We start from the raw sequence: 26,742 nt of genomic DNA, 5'->3' as shown, positions 1-26,742 counted from the left end.
TGTATGTACAAACCTGCTTTCTTATTTTCGTATTGAACGTTTCGTCTGTTATGCTAATAAAACTTTAACTTTATCGGCAACATCTTTGCCGTCGGCCTGACCGGCGAGTTTCTTCGAAGCAATTCCCATTACTTTTCCCATGTCTTTCATGCTGCTTGCACCAACTTGCTCGATAACGGCTTTTACAGCTGCCGTTAACTCTTCGTCCGACATTTTTGCGGGCAGATAACTTTCAAATATAGCCACCTGTTTCATTTCCTGTTCGTACAGATCCTCACGTCCCTGCTCTTTGTAAATATTTGCCGAATCGGAACCTTGTTTTGCCAGTTTAGAGATAATTTTCAACGCATCATCATCGGCCAAAACGTCGCTGGCACCTTTTGCTGTTTGCGCCTCAAGCATTACTTTTTTAATGCCACGCAAAGCTTCCAGCTTTTCCTTTTCGCGGGCTTTCATGGCCGCTTTTATGTCTTCATTAATTTGATCAAATATTGCCATAACATTCAATTTTTTTATTAATCTACATTATCGTGAAGATAACTGTTTCTGTCTGAAATACGGTTGTCGCGGTTCACGGAATAACCTGAACGGTCGCGTTTGTATTTTGGGTCGTTAATGCGAATATTGCGGCGTTTAAATGCCGGTACATTTTCAAGCTCGTCTACATCGTCGTCACTGAGATTAGCGTAATCATTAACGTCAATTTCCTTTTCCGCACTGTTTCTTTCGCGCGACGTTATTGGGTACAACGATTCAAATTCATCGTCATCGTTAACGCTTTTGTTCTCCACACTAAATTCAAAAGTCGACTGGCTTCTGCTATCTTCGTTTTTATGCTCTGAGAAATGCACATTTTTTGTAACCGATACCGACTCTTTTTCAAGAGTGTGCGAAACCACTTTTCGCTGGCTTTGCTCCGATAGCTCAGAAATAATACTGGTTGGGAATCCGGTAGCAATAACTGTTACCGACAGTTTATCGCCCAGACTTTCATCGGTGCCATTTCCCCAGATCAAATCGGCATCAAAACCGGCCATGTTTTGCACATAATCGGTAATGCGGCCAACTTCATCCATGGTAACTTCCTTGGCTCCCGAATTGATATTTACCAGGATATTTCGTGCTCCGCGAATTTCATTATCATTCAACAATGGCGAGTTTAATGCTTTTCTCACAGCATCTTCTGCCCGGTTTTCTTCGTCGCTTACACCGGTTCCCATAACCGCCATTCCGCTTTTCCGCATTACAGTTTCAACATCGGCAAAGTCAACATTTATATATCCGGGTACGGTAATAATTTCGGCAATTCCTTTTGCGGCGGTAGACAAAACATTATCAGCTTTCGCAAAGGCCTCGGAAATTCCAAAATCGCCAAACATCTCGCGAATACGTTCATTATTGATCACCAGCAACGAATCGACATAAGTAGCCAATTCCTTAATACCCTCGTAGGCTTGTTTTATGCGTCTTTTTCCTTCGTTACGGAACGGAATGGTAACAATAGCCACAGTTAAGTATCCCTGCTCTTTACAGCACTGTGCAATTACAGGAGCAGCTCCGGTTCCGGTTCCTCCGCCCATCCCGGCAGTTACAAATACCATTTTGGTGTTTTCCGACAAGGTCTTTTTTACATCCTCGATGTTTTCAATAGCCGCCTGCCTGCCTACTTCCGGTTTATTACCGGCTCCTCGCCCTTCGGTTAATGAAGCCCCAAGCTGTACACGAGTTCGAATAGCACTTGCCTCCATAGCCTGCGCATCGGTGTTGCAGATAACAAAATCCACATCGCGAATTCCATGCTTAAACATATGGTTTACAGCATTTCCGCCACCGCCACCAACACCGATAACCTTAATCGCGGCACCAGGAGTTTTTTCCATTACAAAATCAGCCATATCTTCCATTTTCTTCACCCTGTTTTGTCGTTATTAATCAAGAGGTTGATCCTCATCACCATCATTAAAAATCTTGCTGCCAAAATTTTTATAAAACCAGTTATCGATGTTCGATTCAGTAACAGGCTCGTCTTTCTTTTTTTCGGCCTTTTCCCTGGTTTTGGTCTTTTCCTTTGACTTCCAGCCAAAACCTGTCGATTTGGATTTTGGCCTGGCTTTTGGTTTTGGTTGCGGAGGAACAAACATTATTATTTCTTCCTCTTCCTGCTCTGGCTCGTATGGTTTTTCTTCGTATAAATCCGAATAGATTGTTTCTGCTGTTTCATTCATCGGCTCTTGCCCGGCAACTGAATCTTCCAGGTCGTCGTCGAGATCAAAATTTTGAATCTCTTTTTCCGGTTGCAATTCTTTGTTAGGATTGGTATCAAAACCGGTGGCCAGAATGGTCACACTAATTTTGTCGCCAAGACGCTCGTCGTAGCCATTACCCCAAATAATATCAGCATCCTGACCAGCTTTTTCCTGTAGCGATTCAATAATTTCACCAATCTCTCCAATCCTAATCTCCTCACTTCCGGAGATAATATTCAGCAGTATATTTTTTGTTCCGTAAATATCGTTACTATCCAACAATGGCGATTCCAGAGCTGCATTCACGGCATCCATGGCACGGCCTTCGCCTGTGGCAAAACCGGTACCCATAATAAACACCTCGCTCTTTTGCATCACCGTTTCCACATCGGTATAGTCGATGTTTACATTTCCGTGAACGGTAATAATTTCGGCAACTCCTTTAACGGCAGTTGACACAATGTTGTCGGCCATTTTAAAGGCCTGGCTTGCGGGTAAATCGCCATAAATATGATGCAGCCTGTCGTTGCTGATCACCAGCATACTATCAACAAACTCGGCCATTTTATCTATACCTTCCTGTGCCTGTGCGCGGCGTTTGTTTCCTTCGGCCGGCGACGGAATGGTTACCACCGCAATGGTTAATATATCGAGTTCGCGGGCCAGACTTGCAATAACAGGAGCTGCTCCGGTTCCGGTTCCACCTCCCATTCCTGCCGCGATAAACAACATTTTAGTATTGTCACCCAGCACCTTTTTCAGGTCTTCGTAATTTTCGCGGGCGGCTTCGGCTCCTCTTTCGGGTTTATTTCCGGCGCCCCGCCCTTCTGTTAATGTGGTTCCAAGCTGTATTTTAATCGGCACAGGACTATTGTCCATGGCTTGCGAATCGGTATTACAAATGATATAATCAACACCTGTTATTCCCTCTTCGAACATGTGATTGACCGCATTGCAACCACCACCGCCAACTCCAATTACTTTAATAATTGATGATGCTGCCTTCGGAAATTGAAAATTTGCTAATTCTTCGGTCATATCTTTTTGTTTTAATTGAATTCAAGATCATCGTTGTCGTCGCCAAAAAAGTTGATCGCACTTTGCAAAGCTCCTTTAACATTGGTCATTAAACCACGTCCGTTCCGATGCACTTTTGGCTCGGGCAATGTTCTTTCTTCTCCAACATTTTGAGCTATCGAAAGTTTTAACGCTCCCAAAGCCGTTAGAAATGCCGGATTTTTTGCTTCTTCCCTACGATTTGCAGGAAGAATTACCGGGTGTGCTCTGCGTGCATCTAAACCGGTATGAAATTTTACCAGCGTAATAATGTGCCCCAGATTTGAGGTTCCTCCGGCCAGAACAATTCCGGTTCCCAAACGATCGGCAACACCCGATCTTTCGATCTCGGTAACTACACAATCTACAATCTCTTCCAATCGCGCCTGGATAATATACGCCAAACTACGAATGGTAATTTCTTTTGGTTCCCAGCCATTATTTTTGGCAATGGTTACGGTGTCCTCAGTTTTAATCTGGTCGCCCAAGGCTTGTCCGTAGCGTACTTTTAGCAACTCTGCTTTTTCAAGGAATGTAGAACAGCCCACTTTTAAATCGTTGGTAATAACTGCTCCGGCAAACGGAATTACAGCCGTGTGTACCAGTGCGTTTTCGTAGTAAATAGCCAGATTGGTAGTTCCGGCACCAATATCGAGTACCACACCACCCATTTCCTTTTCAGGTTTTGAAAGCGCGGCTTCTGCCAGTGCCAGCGACGAGTGGAAAACTTCGCCTAGTTCAACACCAACACTTTCCAAAACGCGGTTCAGAATCTGGTATTCCTGATCAGGCATAATCACCAGCTTGTAACGGGCTTCAATCTTTTTCCCTGTGGCTCCAACAGGTTTTAGTTCCTCCGTTTCATCGTCGATAATAAACGAAGTTGGAATAACTTTCAGAATACGGTAATCATTTTTGATCTTCAGGCTTTTCGCTTCATTGTACAACTCGTCAATATCGAGACTGGTTACCACGCCACCTTCGCCGGTAAAACGCGAAGCTTTGTAATCGATGGTTCGCATACGTTTTCCGGCGTACGCCACATCAACAACCGTGATTTCATCTTCGAGCTGTGCATCCAACTGTTCCAACACTGCAGTGATGGACTCCGTCGCATCTGCAAGATTAAAAATCATTCCTCTTTTTATGCCTTTTGACGGCACCTGGGCAGTACCCAGTATTTCCATTTTCCCCTCGGCTGTTGCCTGGCCTGCAAGCGCAACCATTTTTGAGGTTCCCATGTCGATAACAACTGAAAGATTTGTTCTTGAAGCCATAATTACCTTCTTTTTGCTATTACCTGATCTTTATATTTTAAACTGATCGTTTTGTATTTATTCCAATTATTCTTTGCCATAATCTGCTTGTAAAAAGCTTTCATATTCCGCAACTTCTCCTCGTAATTCTCCAGCGTACCAAACTCAATGGTATGATCGCCAACCAGGGGAATCAACAGCACGTCGCCATCTTTTTGCACATGAATCTGCTCAATTTGTGCATTCCAGAATTCGTCGCTCTCTATCGTTAAAACACATGGCAAAAGTGTTTCTTTTGCAAACTCTTCACTGATATCTCCGGTGGCAACGAGCACGTTTGCCGCATAATTTGTCGACACCGGAATTTTACCACCAAACTCATCGAGGTAATAATTTCCTTTATCAGAAAAAACGCGTATCACCGGTTTCCGGTGTTTCAGATTGATGGCCAGCACACCCCTAAAAGTAGCACTGTCGGTGCGGGTAACAACTTTATAAACCTCGGCTTTCAATATCGCTTCATGCTTTTCAACCGCCTGCTCAATTTGCACTGTATTTATACTGTCAAAATCCTTCCCTATTATATCTTTATCGATCGACTTCACCAGATTTATCAGTTCCGTGCGATTTACTTTTATAACTTCCTCCGGATTATAATTCACCTGAATATCGTTGCAATTGACGTGATTATACTTCAGTGAAGTAAATGACAATGTTACCAGTAGAAATACCAGCAACACCAACAAACCGCCTATTTTTGCAAACTTCTTTATCATTTTTCTTTACTTTCCAACAGTTCAATTATACTCTCCACCATTCGGTCTATATCGCCGGCACCCATTGTGAGTACAATTTCGTTCGGGTCCGATTTTAGTATTTTCAGTACCTCATCGCGTTCGGCCAGCGTCCGGTTCTCCAGCTTCATTTCTTTGTAGATGATAGCTGATGAAACGCCGGGAATTGGTTCTTCGCGAGCCGGGTAAAGCGGAATAAGAATAGCTTTGTCCAGCAAATCCAGACTTTGTGCAAACTCAGGCGCAAAATCTTTGGTGCGCGAAAACAGGTGAGGCTGAAAAATTCCGGTCACCTTCTTATCAGGAAACAAAGCTCTAACCGAAGTTATAAATGCCTCTAATTCCGCTGGGTGATGTGCATAATCATCGATGTAAATCCGATTCTCCGAACGGTAGCGAATATCAAAACGACGTGCCACGCCCTCGTAATCCTCAATACCTGCCTTTATAGCGTTCGCCGATGCACCGGCCAACCAGGCCAAAGCACTGGCTCCAACCGTATTTTCTACGTTTACCAGCCCCGGATAATTCATTTTACAGTTGGCAATAATTCCATCCGGAGTTTTTAAATCGAACGAATAAAAACCCGTTTCCGAATTCAGCTGCAGATTTAATGCTGCAAAATCCGTTTTACCTTTTAGCGAGTAGGAATAAACTTTTGCTTCGGTTTTCGAAGTATCCAAATCTACTCCTTCTTTTATCACCAAACTTCCATCGGGACGGATCTGCGAAATAAATTTCTCAAACGACTCAACGATCTTTTCCTTTTCGCCATAAATATCCAAATGGTCGGCATCAACCGAAGTTACCAGTGCCAATTGTGGTTTCAAGTGCAAAAACGAACGGTCGAACTCATCGGCTTCTGCGACAATCCATGGCGAATCGTTTTCAGGCAACACCAGATTACTTCTAAAATTCTTTGATATACCGCCCAAAAATGCGCCGCATCCTTGCTCCGTTTTACTCAGAATATTGGTAACAATGGTACTTGTTGTCGTCTTTCCGTGAGTACCGGAAACAGCAATTCCCTTTCGCTCGTTGCAGATCATGCCCAAAACTTTCGCCCGCTTAAATAAACCGATTGGCTGGCTTTTAAACCAATTCAGTTCTTTATGCTCGTCGGGCAAAGCCGGTGTGTAAACAGCAATGGTTTCTGCCGGATTCCATTTCGACGGAATATTTCTGATATCGTCATCAAAGTGCACATCGATTCCCTCTTTCTGAAGAGCGTCGGTCAGTGCCGTTGGTGTGCGATCGTATCCTGCCACATTGCGCCCTGAAAATTTAAAATAACGGGCCAGCGCACTCATCCCTATTCCTCCTATCCCAAGGAAATATACATTCTTTATTTTCTGAATGTTGTCCATTCTATTGTCTCACTAATTTTTCTACTTCATCAACTATTTGTTTGGTAGCATCAGGTTTGGCCAGCTCTTTACTTTTTGCTGCCAACGCATTGCAATGCGCTTCATCTTTCACCACCTCAAAAGCCAACGGGAATAATTTCTCGTTAATCTCATCATCGCGCACCATTAATGCGGCATCCTGCTCTACCAAAGCCATCGCATTTTTTGTTTGATGGTCTTCCGAAACATTTGGCGACGGCACCAAAATCGATGCTTTTCCAACCAAACACAACTCCGAAATGGTTCCTGCTCCTGCTCTCGAAATCACCAAATCCGCCACTTCGTAAGCCAGATCCATGCGTGTTATAAACTTGTGGATCTGCAGGTTTTTCGGTTTTGTCTCTTTTAGTTCTTCCTGAATTTTATCGTAATAATACGCCCCGGTTTGCCAGATCACCTGAACACCCGAAGCTTCAATTTCCTTAATATTTTTCAGCACAGCCTGGTTTACTGAACGTGCACCAAGACTACCGCCAACAATCAATATAATTTTATCTTCCTCGTTTACTTTAAAAAACTCAAAAGCTTCTTTTCTGTTTTGCTTTTCGGTCAAATTTTCGCGTACAGGATTTCCTGTAAAAATCAGTTTTTTGGCCGGAAAGAAGCGATCCATTTTATCGTAAGCCACACAAATGGAATTTACCTTTTTGCTCAAGAGTTTATTGGTAATTCCGGCATACGAATTCTGTTCCTGAATTAAACACGGCACCTTAGCTTTTGCAGCCGCCCTTAACAACGGACCGCTGGCATAACCACCAACTCCAATCGCTACTTCAGGTTTAAAATCGGCTACAATCTTTTTCGCCAGCTTCGAACTCTGGCGAAGCTTTTTAAAGAACGTAATCATTTTCATGCTGGGCTTCCGTGGAAATCCCATCACCGGCAAGCCAATAATTTCATAACCGGCGGCAGGCACTTTCTCCATTTCCATCCGGTCTTCGGCACCAACAAATAAAATGTCAGCGTCGGGATTGCGCTTTTTAATTTCGTTGGCAATGGCCAGCGCCGGGAAAATATGCCCCCCGGTACCACCTCCGCTAATTATGGCTTTATTTATCTTTTGTTTCATCTATCGCAATTTTTATATTCCCCGATCTTGGGTGAGATAAAAATTCATTTATGCTCCAATATTACTCACTTATTATTTCAGTCATTGACTGCATCATTCTCTATTTCGTAATCTTCATCAGGAGCTTTAATCATAATCGGTTGCTCCACTACTTCTTTGTCCTGCTGATTTTGGTGACTCACACTAAGAATTAAGCCAAAAGCCAGCGAAGTAAACAACAGCGATGTTCCTCCAAGACTAATCCATGGCAGTGGCTGCCCGGTTACAGGTAACGCACCACTTGAAACACCTATATTTATCATGGCCTGAAAGACCAGTACCAATGTTAGTCCAATTACCATAAATGCCGGAAACGTCCGGGTGGCCCGTCTTACAATCACGACTCCCCTGAAAAAGAAAATCAGGAAAAGCATAATTACCGCAATACCGCCCAACAAACCATATTCTTCAACGATTATGGCAAAAATAAAATCGTTGTACGCAGCGGCCATGTAATTACTTACATCAGAATGGCCGGGACCTTTTCCAATTATTCCGCCTGAATAAATGGCCAGCTTGGCATAGTCGGCCTGTGTAATTCCCTGCGATGCTTCCGGTGGCGGAGGATTTATAAAACGTTCGATCCGTCCTTTTATGGTATGCACACGGCCAATACTATCCGGCAAAAGATCGGCAGTAAAATAGATTGTTACTACCAAAGCGATCCCAATACCAACTAGTGAAAACAAATATTTTAATGGAATACGCCCACAAAACATCATCGTCATGATGGTTGCGAAAAGCAATGCCGAGGTTGAGAAATCGGATATAAAAATCAAACCACAAACAATAGCTGTATAAAATATTATCTTCTTAAATGCTTCCCACAAGTCGCCTTTTGTTTTTTGGCGTTTTCCTAAAATTTTGGCTGAGAATAAGACGAGTGAAATCTTAGCCATTTCGGCCGGCTGAAATGTTGCACCCCAAAAATTAAGTGTACGTCCGCTGGAAGAAACAAACGATGTTCCGCGCATGGCAATGGAAAAAAGTAAAAAGCCGATACTTGCCAGCAAAGCCCACCACGCCAGTTTCGAGTATAATTTTATGGGTAAAACATTTACCATTAATAAAATAACCCCAATTCCTGTACCCAGAAATACTACCTGACGAAAAAGGTATTTTAAGGTGTTTCCCTGAGCCACACGATAGGCCAGTGCACCCGTTGAACTGTACACGATAAGCAGCGACAACACCGATAACAGCATCAGCACCATCCAAAGCACGCGGTCGCCCTTAAATAATTTCAGAATGGAATGTTGCATTACAAATTCCTTACTTCTTTTTTAAATTGATTTCCTCTGTCTTCGTAATTCTCAAATAGATCGAAACTTGCGCACGCCGGCGATAAAAGCACAGTGTCGCCATTTCGGGCCAGGTAATAAGCAGCTTTCACTGCCTCTTCCATGCTTGATGCATCTACAATGTCGGCAACACAATCGCCAAAAGCTTCGTGCAGCTTGGCATTGTTTTTACCCAGACAAACAATGGCTTTTACTTTGTTCGTAACCAGCCCCTGCAACATGGTGTAATCATTGCCTTTGTCCACTCCGCCGGCAATCCAAATCACCGGTTTGTGTACACTTTCCAACGCATACCACGATGAATTTACGTTCGTCGCTTTCGAGTCGTTGATAAACTCGATGCCATGAACTTTAAGAAAGCGCTCCAAACGGTGTTCAACACCTGTAAAATCCGAAAGGCTTTCTCTTAATTGTTCATCCCTGATTTTGAATACCATGCTTGCAATGCCTGCGGCCATGCTGTTGTAGGTATTGTGTTTCCCCTGTAAAGATAAATCCAGTATCGACATGCTGAATTGATTTTGATTAAAGTTGATAATTATCCGATTGTCTCTCACACCTGCTCCAGGCCCGGCAGCCTCTCCCAACCCAAAAGGAAGTTGAACAGGTTTTATCTCTCTTTTTTGTATTTCTTTTTGAATCACTTCGTCGTCGGCACAATAAACGAAGTAGTCATCTGATGTTTGATTTTGAAGAATCCGGAATTTTGAATCGATGTAGTTCTGCATATCATAGCCATAACGATCTAAATGATCCGGTGTGATGTTCATCAACACTGTTACATCGGCTTTGAATTCGTACATTCCGTCGAGCTGAAAACTGCTTAACTCGATTACGTATACATCAAAATTCTCTTCGGCCACCTGCCACGCAAAGCTTTTACCAACGTTTCCTGCCAGGCCAACATTCAATCCTGCTTTTTGCAGAATATGGTAGGTTAGCAAAGTGGTAGTTGTTTTGCCGTTGCTTCCGGTAATACAAATGGTTTTAGCCGACGTAAAACGCCCGCCAAATTCAATTTCCGAAATCACCGGTGTGCCTTGCTCTTTTAGCTGCTTAACCAGCGGTGCTGTTTCCGGAATTCCCGGGCTTTTTACTACCAGTTCGGCTCCTAAAATTTTTCCTTCTGAATGATGGCCTTCTTCAAAACCGATCTTATAATTTGAAAGAACGTCTTTGTATTTTTCCTTGATTTTTCCAAGGTCGGACACAAATACATCGTATCCTTGTTTTTGTGCAAGAATGGCTGCTCCAACGCCGCTTTCGCCTCCTCCTAATATGGCTACCAATCCTTTCACTCTATCTCATTTTTAATGTTGCAATTGTTATCACTGCCAGAATAATTCCGACAATCCAAAAGCGTGTTACAATCTTTGGCTCGGGGAAACCTTTTTTCTGAAAATGGTGATGAATCGGGCTCATGAGGAACACCCTGCGTCCTTCGCCATATTTACGTTTCGTGTATTTAAACCAGAACACCTGAATAACCACCGACAGATTTTCGATCAGGAAAATTCCACACAAGAGCGGAATCAAAATTTCTTTGCGGATGATAACTGCAAAAACTGCCAGAATTCCACCCAGCGCTAAACTTCCGGTATCGCCCATAAAAACCTGTGCAGGAAAAGAGTTGTACCATAAAAATCCAACTGTTGCACCGATGAAAGCTGCAATAAAAACAGTCAACTCACCAATGTTCGGGATGTACATGATATTCAGGTAATCGGCATAAATTACGTTACCACTTACGTAGGCCAGAATTCCCAGCGTAGCTCCGCTAATGGCCGAAGTTCCTGTCGCCAGTCCGTCAATTCCATCGGTTAGGTTGGCAGCATTTGACACTGCTGTAATGATCAATATAATTGCAACGGCATAAACCAGCCATTTTAACCACGACGCAGCATCGCCTGCAAAAGCTACCAACCAGGCATAATCGAATTCATTCTTTTTAATAAACGGAATAGTCGTTTTAGTAGACTTCACATCTTCCATCACAAACTGCTCGGTGCTTTCTCCGGTAGCCGGATCAACAACTTGTTCAGAAAGGAAAGTGCCGTTTTCATCTGTTACGTGCTCACGAACTTTTACATCCTCGCTAATAAAAAGTGTGGCAGCAACGATAAGCCCCAAACTTACCTGCCCGAGAATCTTAAATCGTCCGGCCAGCCCTTCTTTATTCTTTTTAAATACTTTGATATAATCATCGACAAAACCGATCATCCCTAAAAACGCAGTGGTGATCAGCATTAACAGTATGTAAATATTATCGAGGCGGGCAAAAAGCAATGTTGGAATAATAATGGCCATAAGAATGATAATTCCGCCCATTGTTGGTGTTCCCTGTTTTTGCATTTGTCCTTCAAGTCCAAGGTCGCGTACCTCGTCGCCAATTTGCTTACGTTGCAAAACACGGATCAGCTTTTTCCCGAAAATCGTTGTAATAAACAACGAAAGAATAATTGCTGCTGCCGAGCGAAAGGTAATGCCCGGAAGCATTCCAATTCCCGGAATATCGTATCCTGCCAAAAGTTCGTATAGCCAATAAAACATATCTTGTTTTTAATTATTTAGTCCAAAACAGTTCCTTACTTCTTCTCTGTCGTCGAAATGATGTTTCACTCCATTTACTTCCTGGTAGTCTTCATGCCCTTTTCCCGCAATCAGAATAATATCGCCCGGTTGCGCCAGCATCACTGCTGTTTTAATGGCATCACGACGACTTACAATCGACACCACTTTATTTTTATATTGCGGCTCAACGCCGGCTTCCATATCTTTTATAATTGCCTCAGGATCTTCGCTTCGCGGGTTATCCGAAGTTAAAATCACCTTATCGCTGGCGGCCAGTGCTTCCTGTGCCATCTCGGGGCGTTTTGTTTTGTCGCGGTCGCCACCGGCACCAACCACTGTAATCACCTGCTCGTTTCTTGTTCTGATTTCAGCAATTGCCGCCAGCACATTTTTTAATGCGTCGGGCGTGTGTGCATAATCAACAATCGCGTATTTCCCGTCTTCGCTGCGGATGGTTTCGAAGCGGCCTTGCACCGATTGCAAATTGCTGATAATGGTCAACACCTCATTTTTATCCTGCTCCAGCTCTACAGCTGTTGCATAAACCGCCAGCAGGTTCGAGGCATTAAACAGGCCAACAAATCGTGTCCATATTTCCTGCCCGTCCATATTTAAAAGCATACCATCAAAATGACTTTCAATTACCTTGCAACGGTAATCGGCCATGGTACGGTTGGAATAAGTCAGTTTTCGGGCTTTTGTATTTTGCAGCATCACCAAACCATTTTTATCGTCGGCATTTACAAGCGCAAAAGCATCTTTGGTCAATCCGTCGAAAAAGGCTTTTTTAGCTTTTATGTATTCAGCAAAAGTTTTGTGATAATCGAGGTGATCGTGCGTGATATTGGTAAAAATACCACCTGCAAACTGAATTCCCGCAATACGCTGCTGATGAATGGCATGCGAACTCACTTCCATAAAACAATATTCACAACCCGCTTCCACCATTTCGGCCATCAACTGCTGAATTTTTAGCGAATCAGGAGTGGTATGCGAGGCAACTTCCTCTTTCTCGTTTATTTTGTATGAAATAGTTGAAAGCAGACCAACATTGTAGCCCTGCATTCTGAAAAGTTTGTGCAGCAAACTGGCAATACTGGTTTTACCGTTTGTTCCGGTAACGCCAACCACTTTCATTTTTGATGATGGAAAACCGTAAAAAGCTGCTGCAATTTCTCCCAAAACCTTATTGGAATCTTCAACCGGTACATAAGTGACTTCAGGTTTTGTTTCTTCAGGAAGATCTTCGCATACAATTGTTGTTGCGCCTTTCTCTATGGCAGTATCAATAAAACGATGCCCGTCAACAGATACGCCTTTTTGCGCCACAAACAAATTATCTTCGGTGATTTTCCTTGAATCGAACTGAATACCTGCAACTTCCTTATCGATGTTACCAATGCATTCAATAATCCCTATATGTTCCAACAACTTCTCTAGTTTCATCCTAACTTAATGAGAGATATACCGTTTGTCCCGGGCGGTACGAACTGCCGGGCTTTAACGATTGTTTGTTAACTTTTCCTATTCCGTTTATTTTCACTTTCAAGCCTGCATTCTCCAACAGGAAAATGGCGTTACTGGCGCCCATCCCAACAACATCGGGAACAGTATTCACCGGCATCACATTCTCTTCCAGCACAATGGTACTATCCTGTGTATTCAGCGAAACCATTCTTGAATCGGGTAATCCACGTACATTTTTCAGCTCCAGCTCTTCGGACAAACGAAGAATATCATCGCGTTGCCCGCTTTTTATCTGAGGAATGTCTTCTCCTTCACCATTATCGTCTTCAGGGGTGGCATTCATTATCTGGCTGGCATAAACTTTCTCCGAAATTTCTTTAAAAACAGGACCGGCAACTGCAGCTCCGTAAATCGAATTCCGTGGTTTTTTGAAGGTCACAATCAGCGAATACATTGGATTGTCAGCAGGAAAATACCCAACAAAGGATGCATAGTAAGCTCCATATTCGTAACCTTTACCATCCGAACGTGCCACACGCGCTGTTCCGGTTTTTCCGGCTACCTTAAACTGATCGCCCTGAACACCACGACCGGTTCCGTTCTGGCAAACACCTTCCAACATGGCCTGCGCTTTTGCAATGGTCTCTTTCGACACAATCATCGGATTCAGCAATTCAGGTTTAAATGTTTTTACCAGTGCTCCATTATTTCGAATTTCTTTTACCAAACGCGGTTTTACCATGGCGCCATCGTTGGCAACGGCGTTGTAGAAATTCAAAATTTGCAGTGGAGTGAGACGCAAATCGTAACCATACGACATACGACCTAAAGTGGTAGTCCCCCACCAATCAGCGTTTCCGGGGTACTTTATATAAGGTTGTCCTTCACCGGATAATTCCAATCCCAAAGGTTTTTGAATGCCAAATCCATAAATGCGGTCAACGTAATCTTTTGGATTGTTAGTATACTTCGACAATATCACTTTTGCAGTTCCGATATTCGACGACTGTTCCAAAATCTGCTTCACATTCACTCTTCCGCAAGCATGGTCGTCGGTAATATTTTCTTGTGCCCAGTAACCGTTTCCGGTATCGAACACATCGCTGGTATCCACTACACCATCTTCCAAGGCCACCATCAACGAAACCAGTTTGAATGTTGATCCCGGCTCGTAACATCCGCGATGCCCCAGAGCGTAATTATCTTTTTCGTAATAGCCTTCTGCTGTTTTACCGAGGTTGGCAATCGCTTTGATCTCCCCTGTTTTTACTTCCATTAAAACTGCGGTTGCCCATTCCGGATTCGATTTTAGCGCCTGTTTATACAATGCACTCTCCGCAATGTCCTGCATCTTTACATTAATGGTGGTAATAATATCCATCCCGTTTTGCGGCTCAATTTCAGTTCGGGTCACCCAACGTCCCGATAGGTTTTGTTTGTAACTGATACCGTTTTCACCACGCAGGTACATTTCATATGAACGTTCCAGTCCGTTGTAACCAACCGGAACCGGAGTTAAGGCATTCTCTTTATTCAGACTTCCAATGGTTCGCTGAGCCAACATACCCAGAGGATTCAGGCGTTTATTCTCCTGTTCAACGATAAGCCCGCCACCAAATCGCCCACGGCGCAGAATCGGAAATTTTTTAAATTCCTGCAGTTGATTGTAATCTATTTTTTCAGGAGTGAGCAAATAACCACGATTCCTGTTTTTGTAGGCAGAACGCAATCGTCTGGCATATTCGTTTTTTGAAGCATCTTTATAAAAAGCAGACAAATGCCAGGCTAAGGAATCCACCTCGTTGTCGAACACTTTTTTAACACCTTCGGCCGCTAAATCGATGCGGATTTTATACCCCGGAACCGATGTAGCCAAAACACTGCCATCGTCGGCACAAATCGTTCCCCGTACCGGCGGAATAATAACCGTATTATTTGTCAGGTTTTTCTCAATTTTCTGCCAGCGCTCATTTTTAATCTGCTGAACAGAAACAAGCTTAAAAACAACCACAACTCCGAACAACGTCAACACGAAGTATACAATTGCAATACGCGACAATATGGTTTTCCTGATCCCCACTCCTAATCTTCTTTTTCAACCGTTATTTTTTGCGGCGGGCGCATTGGTTCCTGCAAGCCAATTCCGGCCTCTTCAACTCGTTTTGCTACTTCCGACGGACGGCTGGCGTCCATCAATTTGGCAGAAAGCGTTACCGATTCCGAACGCAACTCTTCCAACTCCTCTTGCAACACTACAATCTCACGCAACGTACTTTCCGACCAGTTACGATTGGCAATCAATAACAAACCCAAAACCGCCAGAAATGCCACAAACGGCATCTGCCGCAAAGTGCGTTCATCGGTAAGGATGGTTCCTCCGATAAAGGATTTCATCCCCGTGCGTTTTCTTGTATTTTTATTTTGCTCTGCCATCGTTAAATTCGTTCTGCGATTCTCAGTTTTGCACTTCTCGATCGCGGATTGGCCTTCAATTCCTCTTCCCCGGCTATAATCACTTTTCGGTTTATTATTTTGAAAGGCGACTGTACATTTCCATAAAAGTCCTTCTCGATCTTTCCTTCGAAATTTCCCGACTTCATAAAATTCTTGCACAGGCGATCTTCCAAACTGTGATAAGTAAGAATCACCAGGCGGCCGCCGGGTTTTAGAATATCGAGCGAAGTAGCCAGAAATTCGCGCAAGGCTTCCATCTCTTCATTCACCTCAATGCGAAGTGCCTGAAAAACCTGCGCCAAATATTTGTTCTCGATTGCTTTTGGAGCGCACGATGATGCAATTTCTTTTAAGCGTGTTGTTGTTTTAATCGGAGCTTCGCTTCTGGCTTTTACAATTTGTGCAACCAGCTTCCGCGCGTTTTTAACTTCGCCGTACATCCGAAAAATCATCTGAAGTTTTTCTTCGTCGTACTCATTTACCACTTTTGCGGCATCAAGTCCGGCTTCACGATTCATACGCATGTCGAGCGGAGCATCGAAACGAAATGAAAAACCACGATCGGCTTCATCAAACTCATGCGACGAAACGCCCAAATCTGCAAAAACCGCATCCACCTGCTCCACATCGTGGTAACGCAGGAAATTACGGACGTAACGAAAATTATGACGAATAAAAAAAAGCCGGTCATCCTCTATGGCATTCCCGGCAGCGTCTTCATCCTGATCGAAAGCGAACAAACGACCACCACTGTCAAGTGCATTCAAAATCATTGCCGAATGACCGCCACCACCAAAAGTAGCATCGACAACACTGGCACCGGGATGCAGATTCATCCCCTCGATACTTTCGGCTGCCAGAACCGGTATGTGATAAATAGCAGACATCTTCCCTACAAATCAAATTCTCTCAACATGTCCAGATAAGCATCATCAGATATATCGTCGACTTCTGCCACGATTTCGTTGCTCAGGCTAATAGAGGCACCCATTCCAAGGAATGTCACCTTGCCCTCCAGGTTCGCGTACTTTAAATATTCATCAGGAATATTTATCCGACCGTTTGCGGCAAGGCTTACCGGAGCAAAATTCCGGAAATACTGACGCAAAGCTGCGAAATGCGCAGGATTGGTACTGGCGCGTACTTTCGCCTGAAACTTCTCCACTTTTTCCTGCCACACTTCCATCGGATGAATATCGAGGCATTTCCCCAGTCGGTTTTTCTCCAGAACAACCTGATCAGGAATATTTTCGCCCATCGCCTTCTTAAAAGCCGACGGAAGAACCACCCGCCCTTTGTCGTCGATGGTAGCCTGATATGTTCCTGCGAAAAATGCCATAAATCCCTAAAAGTCTTTTTATCAAGTGTAAAAATACAATTTTATTCCATTTTGTGCCATATTATTCCATTTCATTCCACACTACATTTTACACTTTCTGTTAATAACCTGACCATAAAATGTTTAAAACCTGTTCAATTCTGTTAAAAACCCAAACCCCACCATTGATTTACAGCTTCTTACAAACATCCAAACCCAACCAACACATCGTTAATAACTCGTATTTTGGCAATATTTATTTTATCAACGAAGATTACATCATGAAAACTTCAGGCTGTTAAAAACAAAAGAAGGGAAAGACTAATCAAAAGATCTGCATGGTGACATTTTTCAGATTAAGCAATTTTTAGTTAATTGCCGCCGCAAATAAACCAGAAATGACGACAGAGAATAGCATAAAAAGCTCCAAGCCAATTCGGATCAGGGAGGTATTTGCCGCCAAAAGCCCGGGGCTGGCAAAATACATCCCGGGATTTGTATACCGTTGGTTAAACAACATTCTGCATCTCGACGAAGTGAACGCGTTCCTTAAAAAGTACGGACACCTCGAGGGAATTGAATTTGTAGACAAAGTGGTTGAGGAATTTAATGTTCACGAATTCGTTCACAACCTGGAAAACATTCCTGAATCAGGGCGTTACATAATTGCCAGCAACCATCCGCTGGGCGGTTTTGATGGCATGTTGCTCATGAAAAACATAGACGCACGTTTGGGATCATTCAAGTTTTTATCCAACGATATTTTACTCAATATACCTCAGTTAAAACCGGTTTTTGTGCCGGTAAACAAACATGGCGGGCATGCGCGTGAGGCTGCAAAAAAGCTAGCGGAATGTTACAATTCAGAAGATCAGATTCTTATTTTCCCGTCTGGACTGGCATCGCGAAAAATTAAGAGACAGATCATGGATTTGGAGTGGAAAAAACATTTCATCAGCAAATCAATAAAACACAAAAGAGATATTATCCCTGTGTTTATCAGTGGCAGAAACTCAAACCGATTCTATCGAATAGCTAAATTCCGTAAGTTTTTCAAAATAAAATGGAACCTCGAAATGTTTTTTCTTCCCGACGAGACCATGAAACACAAAAACACCGATGTGCATCTTTATTTTGGGAAACCCATTCCTTATACTACTTTCGACCACACAAAAACGCACCAGGAATGGGCCGAATGGGTTAAACAAAAAGTTTATAAACTAAAAGAAAGTTCTGATTCAGTAAATTAAACAGCATTATCGAACTGCATTCTCATGATTTTTTTAATTTTGTATTCCAATTTTCAAAAGGAACGGGAACTCGAAACAAGTAAGGAGAATTAGCGTAATGTCAATGAGACACATATTTCCGCACTCTGTTTCGGGGGTTTGGGGACACAGACAGATAAAAAGATTCAAATGAAGGACATAATAGCACCTATAGCAAGAGAAGAAATTTACGCTGAGCTAACGCCTGAGAAATTACTTCGCAAAACCAACAAAGGTGGTAACGAAATATATATTGTAACAGCACACGACTCGCCTGCAATTATGCACGAGTTGGGTCGTTTACGCGAAATCACTTTCAGAGATGCAGGTGGCGGTACCGGTAAAGAAACCGACATCGATGCCTACGACACCGCAAAAAATCCTTACAAGCAGTTGATTGTTTGGGATCCGGACGCGAAAGAGATTTTAGGCGGTTACCGCTATGTGTTGTGCGCCGATGCGCCACGCGACGAAGACGGCAATATTAAACTGGCCACTTCGCGGGTTTTTCACTTTTCGAAAGAATTTGAAGAGAACTACCTGCCCTACACGCTGGAGCTGGGGCGCTCGTTTGTACAACCGGCCTACCAATCGAGCAAAGCCGGAGCCAAGGCTCTTTTTGCACTCGACAACCTTTGGGACGGATTGGGAGCACTTACCGTTGATCATCCGGAGATAAAATATTTCTTCGGAAAAATTACTATGTACGAGCACTTCCATAACGAAGCGCGTAACCTGATTCAGTATTTCTTTAAAAAATATTTCCGCGACAAGGAGAATCTTGTGTATCCCTTAAATCCTGTTGAATTCAACATCGACATGGATGCCATGAAGAAACTATTTGTTGGCCCGGAATACAAGGATGACTACAAAATACTGGTACAAAGCGTACGCACATTTGGAGAAAATATCCCTCCGCTGGTAAATGCCTACATGAACCTTTCACCATCGATGAAAACTTTTGGAACCATTAAAAACGAGGTGTTTGGAAATGTACTTGAGACCGGAATTATTTTGACGATTAAAGATATTTACGAGGTTAAAGTCGACCGCCACATTGAAACTTACATTAAAGGTAAGGAAGACGATGAATGGCCAACGGTTGAATAAATAGCTTACAAATAAAAATGGCCCGGTACTAAAAAGTATCGGGCCATTTTTTTATCTCTAAATCCAGAACTAGTAGGCTCTGGCGTCTTTTCCTTCAATGTAGTTGATGAACGATCCGTTAACCACACGGTTTCCTCCCGGAGTTGGGTAATTACCGGTAAAATACCAGTCGCCCAAATCGTTCGGACACGCCTTGTGCAGGTTTTCGATTGACTGATAAACAATCTCAACCTCTGCATTACAGTCTTCCGGTTTCAGCAATTCAGCAATTTTTGCAGAAACCTCTTCAGCTGTAAATGGCTGATAAATTTCGCGCACGTAGTTTACCATTTCTTCTTTTGGTAAATTCTCCTGCTCTTTACATTTTTTATAAACCTGCTGAATCAAAGATTCTTTACCATTGTCTTTCAACAATTCAATAGCCGCGTTAAAGGCAATAAATTTATCCAAACGCGCCATGTCGATTCCATAACAATCAGGGTAACGAATTTGTGGTGCCGACGACACAACAATGATCTTTTTCGGTTTCAGACGGTCGAGTATTTTAAGGATACTCTTTTTCAAGGTTGTACCACGTACAATCGAGTCGTCGATAATTACCAGCGTATCCTTGTCTTTCTGAATCACGCCATAGGTAACATCGTAAACGTGCGCCACCAAATCATCTCGACTGGCATCGTCGGCGATAAAGGTTCGCAGCTTCACGTCTTTAATGGCAATTTTTTCTACCCGTGGTTCAAACGATAAAATTCGTTTAATATCCTTGTCGGATAATGAACCGTTCTTCTTCTGAATCTGCTCGATCTTCCAATCTACCAAATGATTTCGAACGCCATCAACCAAACCATAAAAAGCGGTTTCTGCAGTGTTCGGAATGTACGAGAATACGGTATTTTCGTAATCGTAATCCACAGCTTCCAAAACAATCGGGGTAAGCAAACGTCCCAGCTGTTTTCTTTCCTGGTAAATCGCTTTATCGCTACCACGCGAGAAATAAATACGCTCGAACGAACACGACTTTCTTTTATGCGGCACACGGATCATTTCTCTCGAAATCTTTCCGTTCTTTTTAATGATCAGTCCTTCGCCGGGGCCAATTTCCTGCACATCGTCTTCCTGCAAATTCATTACTGTTTGAATTACAGGGCGCTCGGAAGCCACCACCACAATTTCATCGTCGGCATAATAATGTGCCGGGCGAATTCCCCACGGATCGCGAACCACAAAAGCATCGCCGTGACCAACCAAACCGGCCATGGCATAACCACCATCCCAGTCTTTCGAAGCACGCTCCAGAATATTCTGAATATCGAGGTTTTGCTCAATCAGCGGCGAAATCTCGTTATTATCGTAACCTTCGTTTTTATATTTTCTGAAAAGCAGTTGGTTTTCCTCATCAAGGAAATGCCCCACTTTTTCGAGCGCAGTTACCGTATCGGTATAAGCTTTTGGATGCTGCCCCAAATTAAGCAGTACATTAAAAAGCTCGTCGGTATTGGTAAGGTTAAAGTTACCTGCCAACACCAGGTTACGCGATTTCCAGTTGTTCTGGCGCATTACCGGATGCGTAAAATCGATGCTGTTTTTACCGAAGGTACCGTAGCGCAAGTGCCCCAGGTAAAGTGTTCCGGCAAACGGGAAATTGTTTTCGGCCCATTCCGGGTCGTTGATGTCGAAGTTGTTACGCTTGGCTTTTTTCAAAGGTTTATTCACCTTATCAAAAACATCTTTTATTGGATTTGGCTCAACCGAGCGGAACCGGCTTATGTACGGATTCCCCGGATCGAGTTCTGATTTTACACAGCAAATTCCGGCGCCGTCCTGTCCGCGGTTATGCTGTTTTTCCATTAAAAGGTACAACTTGTTCAGACCGTACTTCCAGGTACCATACTTTTTATGGTAGTAAGAAAGCGGTTTTAACAAACGAATTAAAGCAATGCCACACTCGTGTTTAATCTGGTCACTCATACTGATTTTGTTTCAACAATGGAAATTCGATTACATCAGGAACAATAAAAGCTGCAGGATAATCTTTTTGAACTTGCTTATACAACTTCAGAGCCTCATTTTTCGTTCTAAAATCGCCTACACGAACCCGAAAGTTTGGTGCAATAAATTTTATATGAACGGGAAAATCCGGGTAGTTTGTCAGAAATTCAGTTTTAAGGTTAAGGGCTTGTTCTTTCGCGTCCAAACTAGAACTAAAAAAGATCTCAACCCTGTATCCATCCATCCCCTCTCTTTTTTGGTTCTTTTCAATATGCCATTTTAGCATTTTGTCGAGCCGTGCGTCTCTATTCACATCCAGTCGGTCTATAATCGCAATGTTGCTTGTATCAACAACCATTTCTTCAGAAAGATCAACCTGGGCGAACGAGAAATTTGTGGCCAACAGACCAACTAAAACCAGCAAAAAAGTCCTCATTATTCCTTTTTTATTGAGTGCGCAAATATAGTTTAAAAACATATAAAACACGAACGGTTTTTATCCACATAACATTGCCTTAATCTATAAGTAATATGAGAGCCCGAAAACAATGCTATTTCCTGTTGATATTTTTTAAATTGCTTTTTCAGGATTTTAAAACTTAACCTAACTTTACCGCCACATTAATAGTAATGAAGTTATGGGAAATTTAGTGGAAGAGTTTGGCAGTTACCGGGCAAAAATGAATGAGAAAATTCTGGCTTCGGATAATAAAGTGATGAAGCGCATTTTTAGTCTCGATACGCTAACTTATAAAGAAGGTGCTCTGGGTGCCAACGTAAAAGAAATGCTGGGGCTGGCAACATCGCTGGTGCTGCGCTGCGACGACTGCGTAAAATATCACCTCGAAAAATGCCACGAGCTAAATGTTACCACCGACGAAGTTTTTGAAGTATTTAGTGTGGCCAATGTAGTAGGCGGAACCATTTGTATTCCGCACACGCGAAGAGCCGTTGAATACTGGGAAGAACTGAACAAATTAAAAAAAGATTAAACATTTTGGGATATAATTGTTATTATTAAAATCTAAAAGAGTTATACTATGAGTAAAATATTTGCGATTACATCCTCAGGCAAAACAGAAAAGTCATTTCTCGACCTTCGTTTTGGAAAGTGTGAATACATTGTGCTGTTTGACGTTGACAAAAACCAGTATTCAATTGAGGAAAATAAATTTATTGAAGAATCGCACAGCGGAATTAAATTAGTTGATTTTTTAAAAGAACAGGGAGTAACCACTATTGTAACCGGCGAAGTAGGGCCAATGGTTAGCGAACGTCTGGAAAAAGAAAAACTACAACTAGTGCTTTTAAACGAAGAGCGCATCCGTGTTGACGAAATTATGGACCGAATAGAAAGCTAATATAAACCGGGGTTTAAAAATGGCATCAATGCCAGCTGTACCGCCTGTTTGTAAAGGGCGGTCCGGTTAATTTTATTCCCCGTTAGCAGCCCCACTGCCCCGCTTTTTTGTTTCGAGTTTTCCTGTTTAAATAAAATATCGTTGGCCTCGCCCAACTCATAACCTTCGGCAATTAACGCTGCAACCTTAACGGGCAACTGAAAACTTGTTGTTCGTGCCTTGCCGGTTTTTTCTCCTGATGAGATGACGATCCAGGCAAAAGCTTCAACTTCCGAACAATTAACCGAAAGCCCACCTTCAATACCCACCCAATAGTCGGCATCACTAAATTTCTTTCGGGCATTCTCCACGCGGTTTAACGCGCCGTTTAATGTTTCCTCATCGCTTTTGGGCTGATCCGAAACACCCGACTCAACCGAAACACCCAGCACTTCAACTCCTTCAAAATAGGTACTAAATCCTGCATCGGTGGCATTTATCTTCACCGGATTTTTTGAGGCTACAACTATCTTCATAAATTAACTTTGGCGAAAATTAATGATTTCTGTGGAATTACTATTTTCGTTGATTTCAAACTTATAACATGATAATACGACAAGCAACTTTAAAAGACCACAAAACCTTAGTAGAATTTCAGCTGGCAATGGCACACGAAACAGAAGGCATCGAACTGCACGCACCAACCGTTGATTTGGGTGTTGAAGCCGTTTTAAACGACAGCAACAAAGGCCACTACTACGTAGCCGAAGTTAACGGGCAGGTAGTAAGCTCGCTGCTAACCACTTTTGAATGGAGCGACTGGCGCAACGGAACAATATTGTGGATACAATCGGTTTACGTGAGGCCCGAATTCAGAAGAAAAGGTGTTTACCGCAAAATGTATGCATTCATTAAAGATATGGTGATGAAAGCCGACAACCTGAACGGAATTCGTCTGTATGCCGACAAAACGAATGTAGCGGCACAAAAAACATACGAGAATCTGGGAATGAACCAGGACCACTATGTAACGTTTGAGTGGATGAAATAGTGATCAGATTTTATTGAAAAGCCCAAAAAACAATTAACGCATGAGCAGTTATATCTATAAACTTATTGCAGAGGGAGAGCATCAGCAGCAGGATTTTAAGTTTTGTATTAACGACTCGAAAAAAATAGCCAGATCGTTGGTGGCCTTTGCCAATACCGATGGAGGGCGTTTGCTTATTGGCGTAAAAGACAATGGCAAAATTGCCGGCATCAGCAGCGACGAAGAGTTTTATATGATTGAGGCGGCGGCAAAAATATACAGCAAACCTCAGATTGATTTTACCACACACCAATGGCAAATTGAGGGGAAAACCATTTTAGAGATCGGGATTGAAGCCAGCGATAAAAAACCACATTTTGCAAAAGACGAAAACGGAAAATGGCTGGCCTACATCAGGCAGAAAGACGAAAATATTCTGGCCCACAAAATACAGTTAGAGGTGTGGAGCAAAGAGAAAAGCCCTAAAGGCGTTTACTTTAGCTATTCCGACGACGAGCGTTTTCTGATCGACTATTTACGAAACAATGAATCCATCACTTTTTCAAAATTCATGCGAAAGGCACATTTATCGCGTAAAAAAGCAGAAGAAATACTGAGCAACTTTGTAATTATCGACATCATAAAAATGCATACCACGCAGGATGGAACCTATTTTACGCTGAATACCGAATTTGATAAAGAAGAAATTGAAAAGTTCAGTTGACTTTACAAAACTATTCACAGTTTTTTATTGTTAATTTAAGGTTCAATAATTGAAATACTATACATTTACAGCACTAAATAAAGAAAAGACATGTTACAGAAATTATTTTTTTCACTTGCCTTTTGTGCCCTTTCTTTCGGGACATTTGCGCAAGATGCATACCTGAATGCAGAATCAGAAGATACAGATAAAGTTTACCCGGGAAACGCTCCTTACGAGGTAAAAATGTATCCGCAAAAGTTTAAAGCTGAGAAACCAAAAAACATTATTTTCCTTATCGGCGACGGTATGGGAGTAAGCCAGGTTTTCGCAGGAATCACAGCTAACCAGGGGCACTTGTTTCTCGACAACTTCCGTCATATTGGTTTTTCAAAAACCCAGTCGGCCGACAATTACATTACCGATTCGGCAGCCGGCGGAACAGCCCTTGCATGTGGTGTAAGAACCTATAACGGAGCTATTGGCGTTGATACCGACACCGCTAAAGTAAAATCAATACTTGAGGAAGCCGAAGCTAAAGGTTTGGCCACAGGGCTGGTTTCAACATCGGCGATTACACATGCCACTCCGGCATCGTTTATTGCACATCAGCCCAGCCGGAATATGTACGAAGCCATTGCTGCAGATTTCCTGAACACCGATATCGATGTGTTTATTGGCGGTGGAAACGATCATTTTACAAAACGTAAAGACGGTCGTAACCTGGCAAATGAATTAAAGGAAAAAGGCTACACTGTTGAAAACGATATTGATAAAATAGCAAAAGTAAAAAGTGGAAAACTGGCCGGTTTAACCGCCGAAGTTCACAACGGAAGAACAACAGAGCGTGGCGACATGCTCCCGGTTGCAACAACTACCGCGCTTGATATCCTGGATAATAACGATAAAGGTTTCTTCCTGATGATTGAAGGTTCGCAAATCGACTGGGGCGGACACGCCAGCAGCACCGTTTACATTGTGGAAGATATGCTGGATTTTGACCAGACAATCGGCAAAGCGCTTGAGTTTGCAGCAAAAGACGGCGAAACACTGGTGCTGGTTACTGCCGACCACGAAACCGGCGGAATGGCACTAACAGGTGGCGACATGAGTACCGGAAGGGTGAAAGCCGACTACCCGACAACTGGCCATACAGCCGTTATGGTTCCGGTGTTTGCTTATGGCCCGGGAGCTGAAGAGTTTATGGGAATCATGAAAAATACCGACATTCACGACAAAATGAAAAAATTGCTTCTAAGCAAATAGGGAAAACCTTATAATTACAAAACCGGCATTGACCATTAGCGTTCAATGCCGGTTTTTTTTATGAAATATCAGCATTGTTTAGTATTTTGCCGCCTCAAAACTAATCGTATGAAAGAAGCACTGGAAGTTCTTGACAATGTAAGGCTTAATTTTTCTCCAACAGGTTTATTAGCTCTTAATATCACCATTGCATTTATAATGTTTGGCGTTGCTCTCGACATTAAAATCGAACATTTTAAACAACTTATAATGCGCCCCAAATCGGTTGTTGTTGGTGTTATTTCGCAATTTGTGCTTCTTCCGGCGGTAACTTTTTTGTTTGTGATATTGCTAAATCCTACGCCAACCGTAGCACTCGGAATGTTGTTAATTGCATCATGCCCGGGCGGTAATATCTCGAATTTTATGAGTGCCCTGGCAAAAGGCAACCTCGCACTATCGGTGAGTTTAACTGCCATTGCAACGATTTCGGCCACTTTTATGACCCCCATAAACTTTGCATTCTGGGGCGATCTGTTTATTCGCTTTTACAACAACCAGGGCGCCGGCGACTATCTTGTTCCCATAAAAATCGATTTCTTCCAAATGGTGCAAACCGTGGTAATATTGTTGGGTATTCCGGTTATTGCCGGATTGCTGATCGCACAATATTTTCCGGTGTTAACGCATCGAATTAAGAAACCCATTCGCAAAATCTCGATAGTCATTTTTATCGGGTTTGTAATCGCTTTGTTAAGCGCCAACTTCCAACATTTTATGAAGTTTATCCACCTGGTATTTCTTATTGTACTGGTGCATAACGGACTCGCACTTTTGGCAGGTTTCAGCATTAGCAGCATTTTCCGTTTACCAAGAATTGACAAACGAACGATTACAATAGAAACTGGTATCCAAAACTCGGGTTTGGCCCTGGTACTCATGTTTAATCCTAAAATATTCCCTCCCGAACTGGAGCTTGGTGGTATGACAATTATTGCAGCCTGGTGGGGTGTTTGGCATATTTTAAGCGGATTTGCCGTATCTTCGTTTATGGCACGTTTTAAATTAACCAAATAATTA

26 protein-coding genes are annotated in these 26,742 nt (G+C 42.7%); 8 read left to right on the top strand and 18 right to left on the bottom strand.

The window, feature by feature from the left end; genetic code table 11:
* Window positions 1-48 precede the first annotated feature (48 nt).
* The 15 genes from G4420_RS07440 to G4420_RS07370 form a co-directional block, all read right to left on the bottom strand.
* Window positions 49-498, bottom strand: coding sequence for a GatB/YqeY domain-containing protein (locus G4420_RS07440; RefSeq protein WP_163322971.1), 450 nt, complete (start codon window positions 496-498; stop codon window positions 49-51).
* 17 nt (window positions 499-515) lie between these two features.
* A complete protein-coding gene (ftsZ, locus tag G4420_RS07435) occupies window positions 516-1,895 on the bottom strand; it encodes a cell division protein FtsZ (RefSeq protein ID WP_246241576.1) in 1,380 nt (459 codons plus the stop codon).
* 33 nt (window positions 1,896-1,928) lie between these two features.
* Window positions 1,929-3,284: a cell division protein FtsZ gene (gene ftsZ, locus G4420_RS07430; protein ID WP_163322970.1), complete on the bottom strand. Its 1,356-nt coding sequence runs from the start codon at window positions 3,282-3,284 to the stop codon at window positions 1,929-1,931.
* 11 nt (window positions 3,285-3,295) lie between these two features.
* Entirely contained in the window at window positions 3,296-4,579 is a 1,284-nt protein-coding gene (gene ftsA, locus G4420_RS07425; RefSeq protein WP_163322969.1) for a cell division protein FtsA, read from the bottom strand.
* Between the two features lie 2 nt (window positions 4,580-4,581).
* Window positions 4,582-5,334: a cell division protein FtsQ/DivIB gene (locus tag G4420_RS07420; protein WP_163322968.1), complete on the bottom strand. Its 753-nt coding sequence runs from the start codon at window positions 5,332-5,334 to the stop codon at window positions 4,582-4,584.
* On the bottom strand, window positions 5,331-6,719 hold the full coding sequence (murC, locus tag G4420_RS07415; RefSeq protein WP_163322967.1) for a UDP-N-acetylmuramate--L-alanine ligase: 1,389 nt from the start codon (window positions 6,717-6,719) through the stop codon (window positions 5,331-5,333). Before murC ends, G4420_RS07420 begins: the two co-directional genes overlap by 4 nt.
* A 1-nt stretch (window position 6,720) precedes the next feature.
* The gene (gene murG, locus G4420_RS07410) at window positions 6,721-7,827 is read right to left on the bottom strand and encodes an undecaprenyldiphospho-muramoylpentapeptide beta-N-acetylglucosaminyltransferase (RefSeq protein WP_163322966.1); all 1,107 of its coding nucleotides are present in this window, start codon (window positions 7,825-7,827) and stop codon (window positions 6,721-6,723) included.
* A gap of 77 nt (window positions 7,828-7,904) precedes the next feature.
* The gene (locus G4420_RS07405; protein ID WP_045032180.1) at window positions 7,905-9,128 is read right to left on the bottom strand and encodes an FtsW/RodA/SpoVE family cell cycle protein; all 1,224 of its coding nucleotides are present in this window, start codon (window positions 9,126-9,128) and stop codon (window positions 7,905-7,907) included.
* Window positions 9,128-10,465, bottom strand: coding sequence for a UDP-N-acetylmuramoyl-L-alanine--D-glutamate ligase (gene murD / locus G4420_RS07400; RefSeq protein WP_163322965.1), 1,338 nt, complete (start codon window positions 10,463-10,465; stop codon window positions 9,128-9,130). Before murD ends, G4420_RS07405 begins: the two co-directional genes overlap by 1 nt.
* Window position 10,466: 1 nt before the next feature.
* Window positions 10,467-11,717, bottom strand: a complete 1,251-nt coding sequence (gene mraY / locus G4420_RS07395; protein WP_163322964.1) for a phospho-N-acetylmuramoyl-pentapeptide-transferase — start codon at window positions 11,715-11,717, stop codon at window positions 10,467-10,469.
* Between the two features lie 9 nt (window positions 11,718-11,726).
* A complete protein-coding gene (locus G4420_RS07390) occupies window positions 11,727-13,184 on the bottom strand; it encodes a UDP-N-acetylmuramoyl-L-alanyl-D-glutamate--2,6-diaminopimelate ligase (protein ID WP_163322963.1) in 1,458 nt (485 codons plus the stop codon).
* Between the two features lies 1 nt (window position 13,185).
* Window positions 13,186-15,285, bottom strand: coding sequence for a penicillin-binding protein (locus G4420_RS07385; RefSeq protein WP_163322962.1), 2,100 nt, complete (start codon window positions 15,283-15,285; stop codon window positions 13,186-13,188).
* 2 nt (window positions 15,286-15,287) lie between these two features.
* Window positions 15,288-15,599, bottom strand: coding sequence for an FtsL-like putative cell division protein (locus G4420_RS07380; RefSeq protein ID WP_157493743.1), 312 nt, complete (start codon window positions 15,597-15,599; stop codon window positions 15,288-15,290).
* Between the two features lie 41 nt (window positions 15,600-15,640).
* Window positions 15,641-16,546 carry a 16S rRNA (cytosine(1402)-N(4))-methyltransferase RsmH gene (rsmH, locus tag G4420_RS07375; protein ID WP_163322961.1) on the bottom strand — a complete coding sequence of 302 codons (906 nt, stop codon included), beginning with the start codon at window positions 16,544-16,546 and terminating at the stop codon, window positions 15,641-15,643.
* 5 nt (window positions 16,547-16,551) lie between these two features.
* On the bottom strand, window positions 16,552-16,998 hold the full coding sequence (locus G4420_RS07370) for a division/cell wall cluster transcriptional repressor MraZ (RefSeq protein ID WP_163322960.1): 447 nt from the start codon (window positions 16,996-16,998) through the stop codon (window positions 16,552-16,554).
* Window positions 16,999-17,375: 377 nt separating this feature from the next.
* Between G4420_RS07370 and G4420_RS07365 the strand changes: the two genes are divergently transcribed.
* Window positions 17,376-18,227, top strand: a complete 852-nt coding sequence (locus tag G4420_RS07365; protein ID WP_163322959.1) for a 1-acyl-sn-glycerol-3-phosphate acyltransferase — start codon at window positions 17,376-17,378, stop codon at window positions 18,225-18,227.
* Window positions 18,228-18,395: 168 nt separating this feature from the next.
* Window positions 18,396-19,355: a GNAT family N-acetyltransferase gene (locus tag G4420_RS07360; protein ID WP_204273629.1), complete on the top strand. Its 960-nt coding sequence runs from the start codon at window positions 18,396-18,398 to the stop codon at window positions 19,353-19,355.
* 69 nt (window positions 19,356-19,424) lie between these two features.
* Here G4420_RS07360 and G4420_RS07355 read toward each other — a convergent pair whose 3' ends face one another.
* Together G4420_RS07355 and G4420_RS07350 are read right to left on the bottom strand one after the other, a co-directional pair.
* The gene (locus G4420_RS07355; protein WP_163322958.1) at window positions 19,425-21,323 is read right to left on the bottom strand and encodes an amidophosphoribosyltransferase; all 1,899 of its coding nucleotides are present in this window, start codon (window positions 21,321-21,323) and stop codon (window positions 19,425-19,427) included.
* Entirely contained in the window at window positions 21,316-21,780 is a 465-nt protein-coding gene (locus tag G4420_RS07350) for an SPOR domain-containing protein (RefSeq protein WP_163322957.1), read from the bottom strand. Before G4420_RS07350 ends, G4420_RS07355 begins: the two co-directional genes overlap by 8 nt.
* Before the next feature lie 202 nt (window positions 21,781-21,982).
* Here G4420_RS07350 and G4420_RS07345 point away from each other — a divergent pair, with 202 nt between their 5' ends.
* Entirely contained in the window at window positions 21,983-22,336 is a 354-nt protein-coding gene (locus G4420_RS07345; RefSeq protein WP_163322956.1) for a carboxymuconolactone decarboxylase family protein, read from the top strand.
* A 48-nt stretch (window positions 22,337-22,384) separates the two neighbouring features.
* A complete protein-coding gene (locus tag G4420_RS07340) occupies window positions 22,385-22,705 on the top strand; it encodes a NifB/NifX family molybdenum-iron cluster-binding protein (RefSeq protein ID WP_163322955.1) in 321 nt (106 codons plus the stop codon).
* Here G4420_RS07340 and yjjX read toward each other — a convergent pair.
* Window positions 22,702-23,220 carry an inosine/xanthosine triphosphatase gene (yjjX, locus tag G4420_RS07335; RefSeq protein WP_163322954.1) on the bottom strand — a complete coding sequence of 173 codons (519 nt, stop codon included), beginning with the start codon at window positions 23,218-23,220 and terminating at the stop codon, window positions 22,702-22,704. The genes G4420_RS07340 and yjjX overlap by 4 nt on opposite strands.
* A 68-nt stretch (window positions 23,221-23,288) precedes the next feature.
* Here yjjX and G4420_RS07330 point away from each other — a divergent pair, with 68 nt between their 5' ends.
* From G4420_RS07330 to G4420_RS07315, 4 genes are all read left to right on the top strand, one after another.
* A complete protein-coding gene (locus G4420_RS07330) occupies window positions 23,289-23,735 on the top strand; it encodes a GNAT family N-acetyltransferase (RefSeq protein ID WP_163322953.1) in 447 nt (148 codons plus the stop codon).
* A gap of 40 nt (window positions 23,736-23,775) precedes the next feature.
* Window positions 23,776-24,438, top strand: coding sequence for an AlbA family DNA-binding domain-containing protein (locus G4420_RS07325; RefSeq protein ID WP_163322952.1), 663 nt, complete (start codon window positions 23,776-23,778; stop codon window positions 24,436-24,438).
* Between the two features lie 90 nt (window positions 24,439-24,528).
* Complete coding sequence (locus tag G4420_RS07320; protein WP_163322951.1) at window positions 24,529-25,683, top strand: alkaline phosphatase; 1,155 nt, start codon at window positions 24,529-24,531, stop codon at window positions 25,681-25,683.
* A 108-nt stretch (window positions 25,684-25,791) separates the two neighbouring features.
* On the top strand, window positions 25,792-26,739 hold the full coding sequence (locus tag G4420_RS07315; RefSeq protein ID WP_163322950.1) for a bile acid:sodium symporter family protein: 948 nt from the start codon (window positions 25,792-25,794) through the stop codon (window positions 26,737-26,739).
* Window positions 26,740-26,742 lie beyond the last annotated feature (3 nt).

The sequence above is a fragment of the Draconibacterium mangrovi genome (assembly GCF_010586825.1).
Classification (GTDB): Bacteria; Bacteroidota; Bacteroidia; order Bacteroidales; family Prolixibacteraceae; genus Draconibacterium; species Draconibacterium mangrovi.
This window is presented reverse-complemented; position numbering and strand designations above follow the sequence as displayed.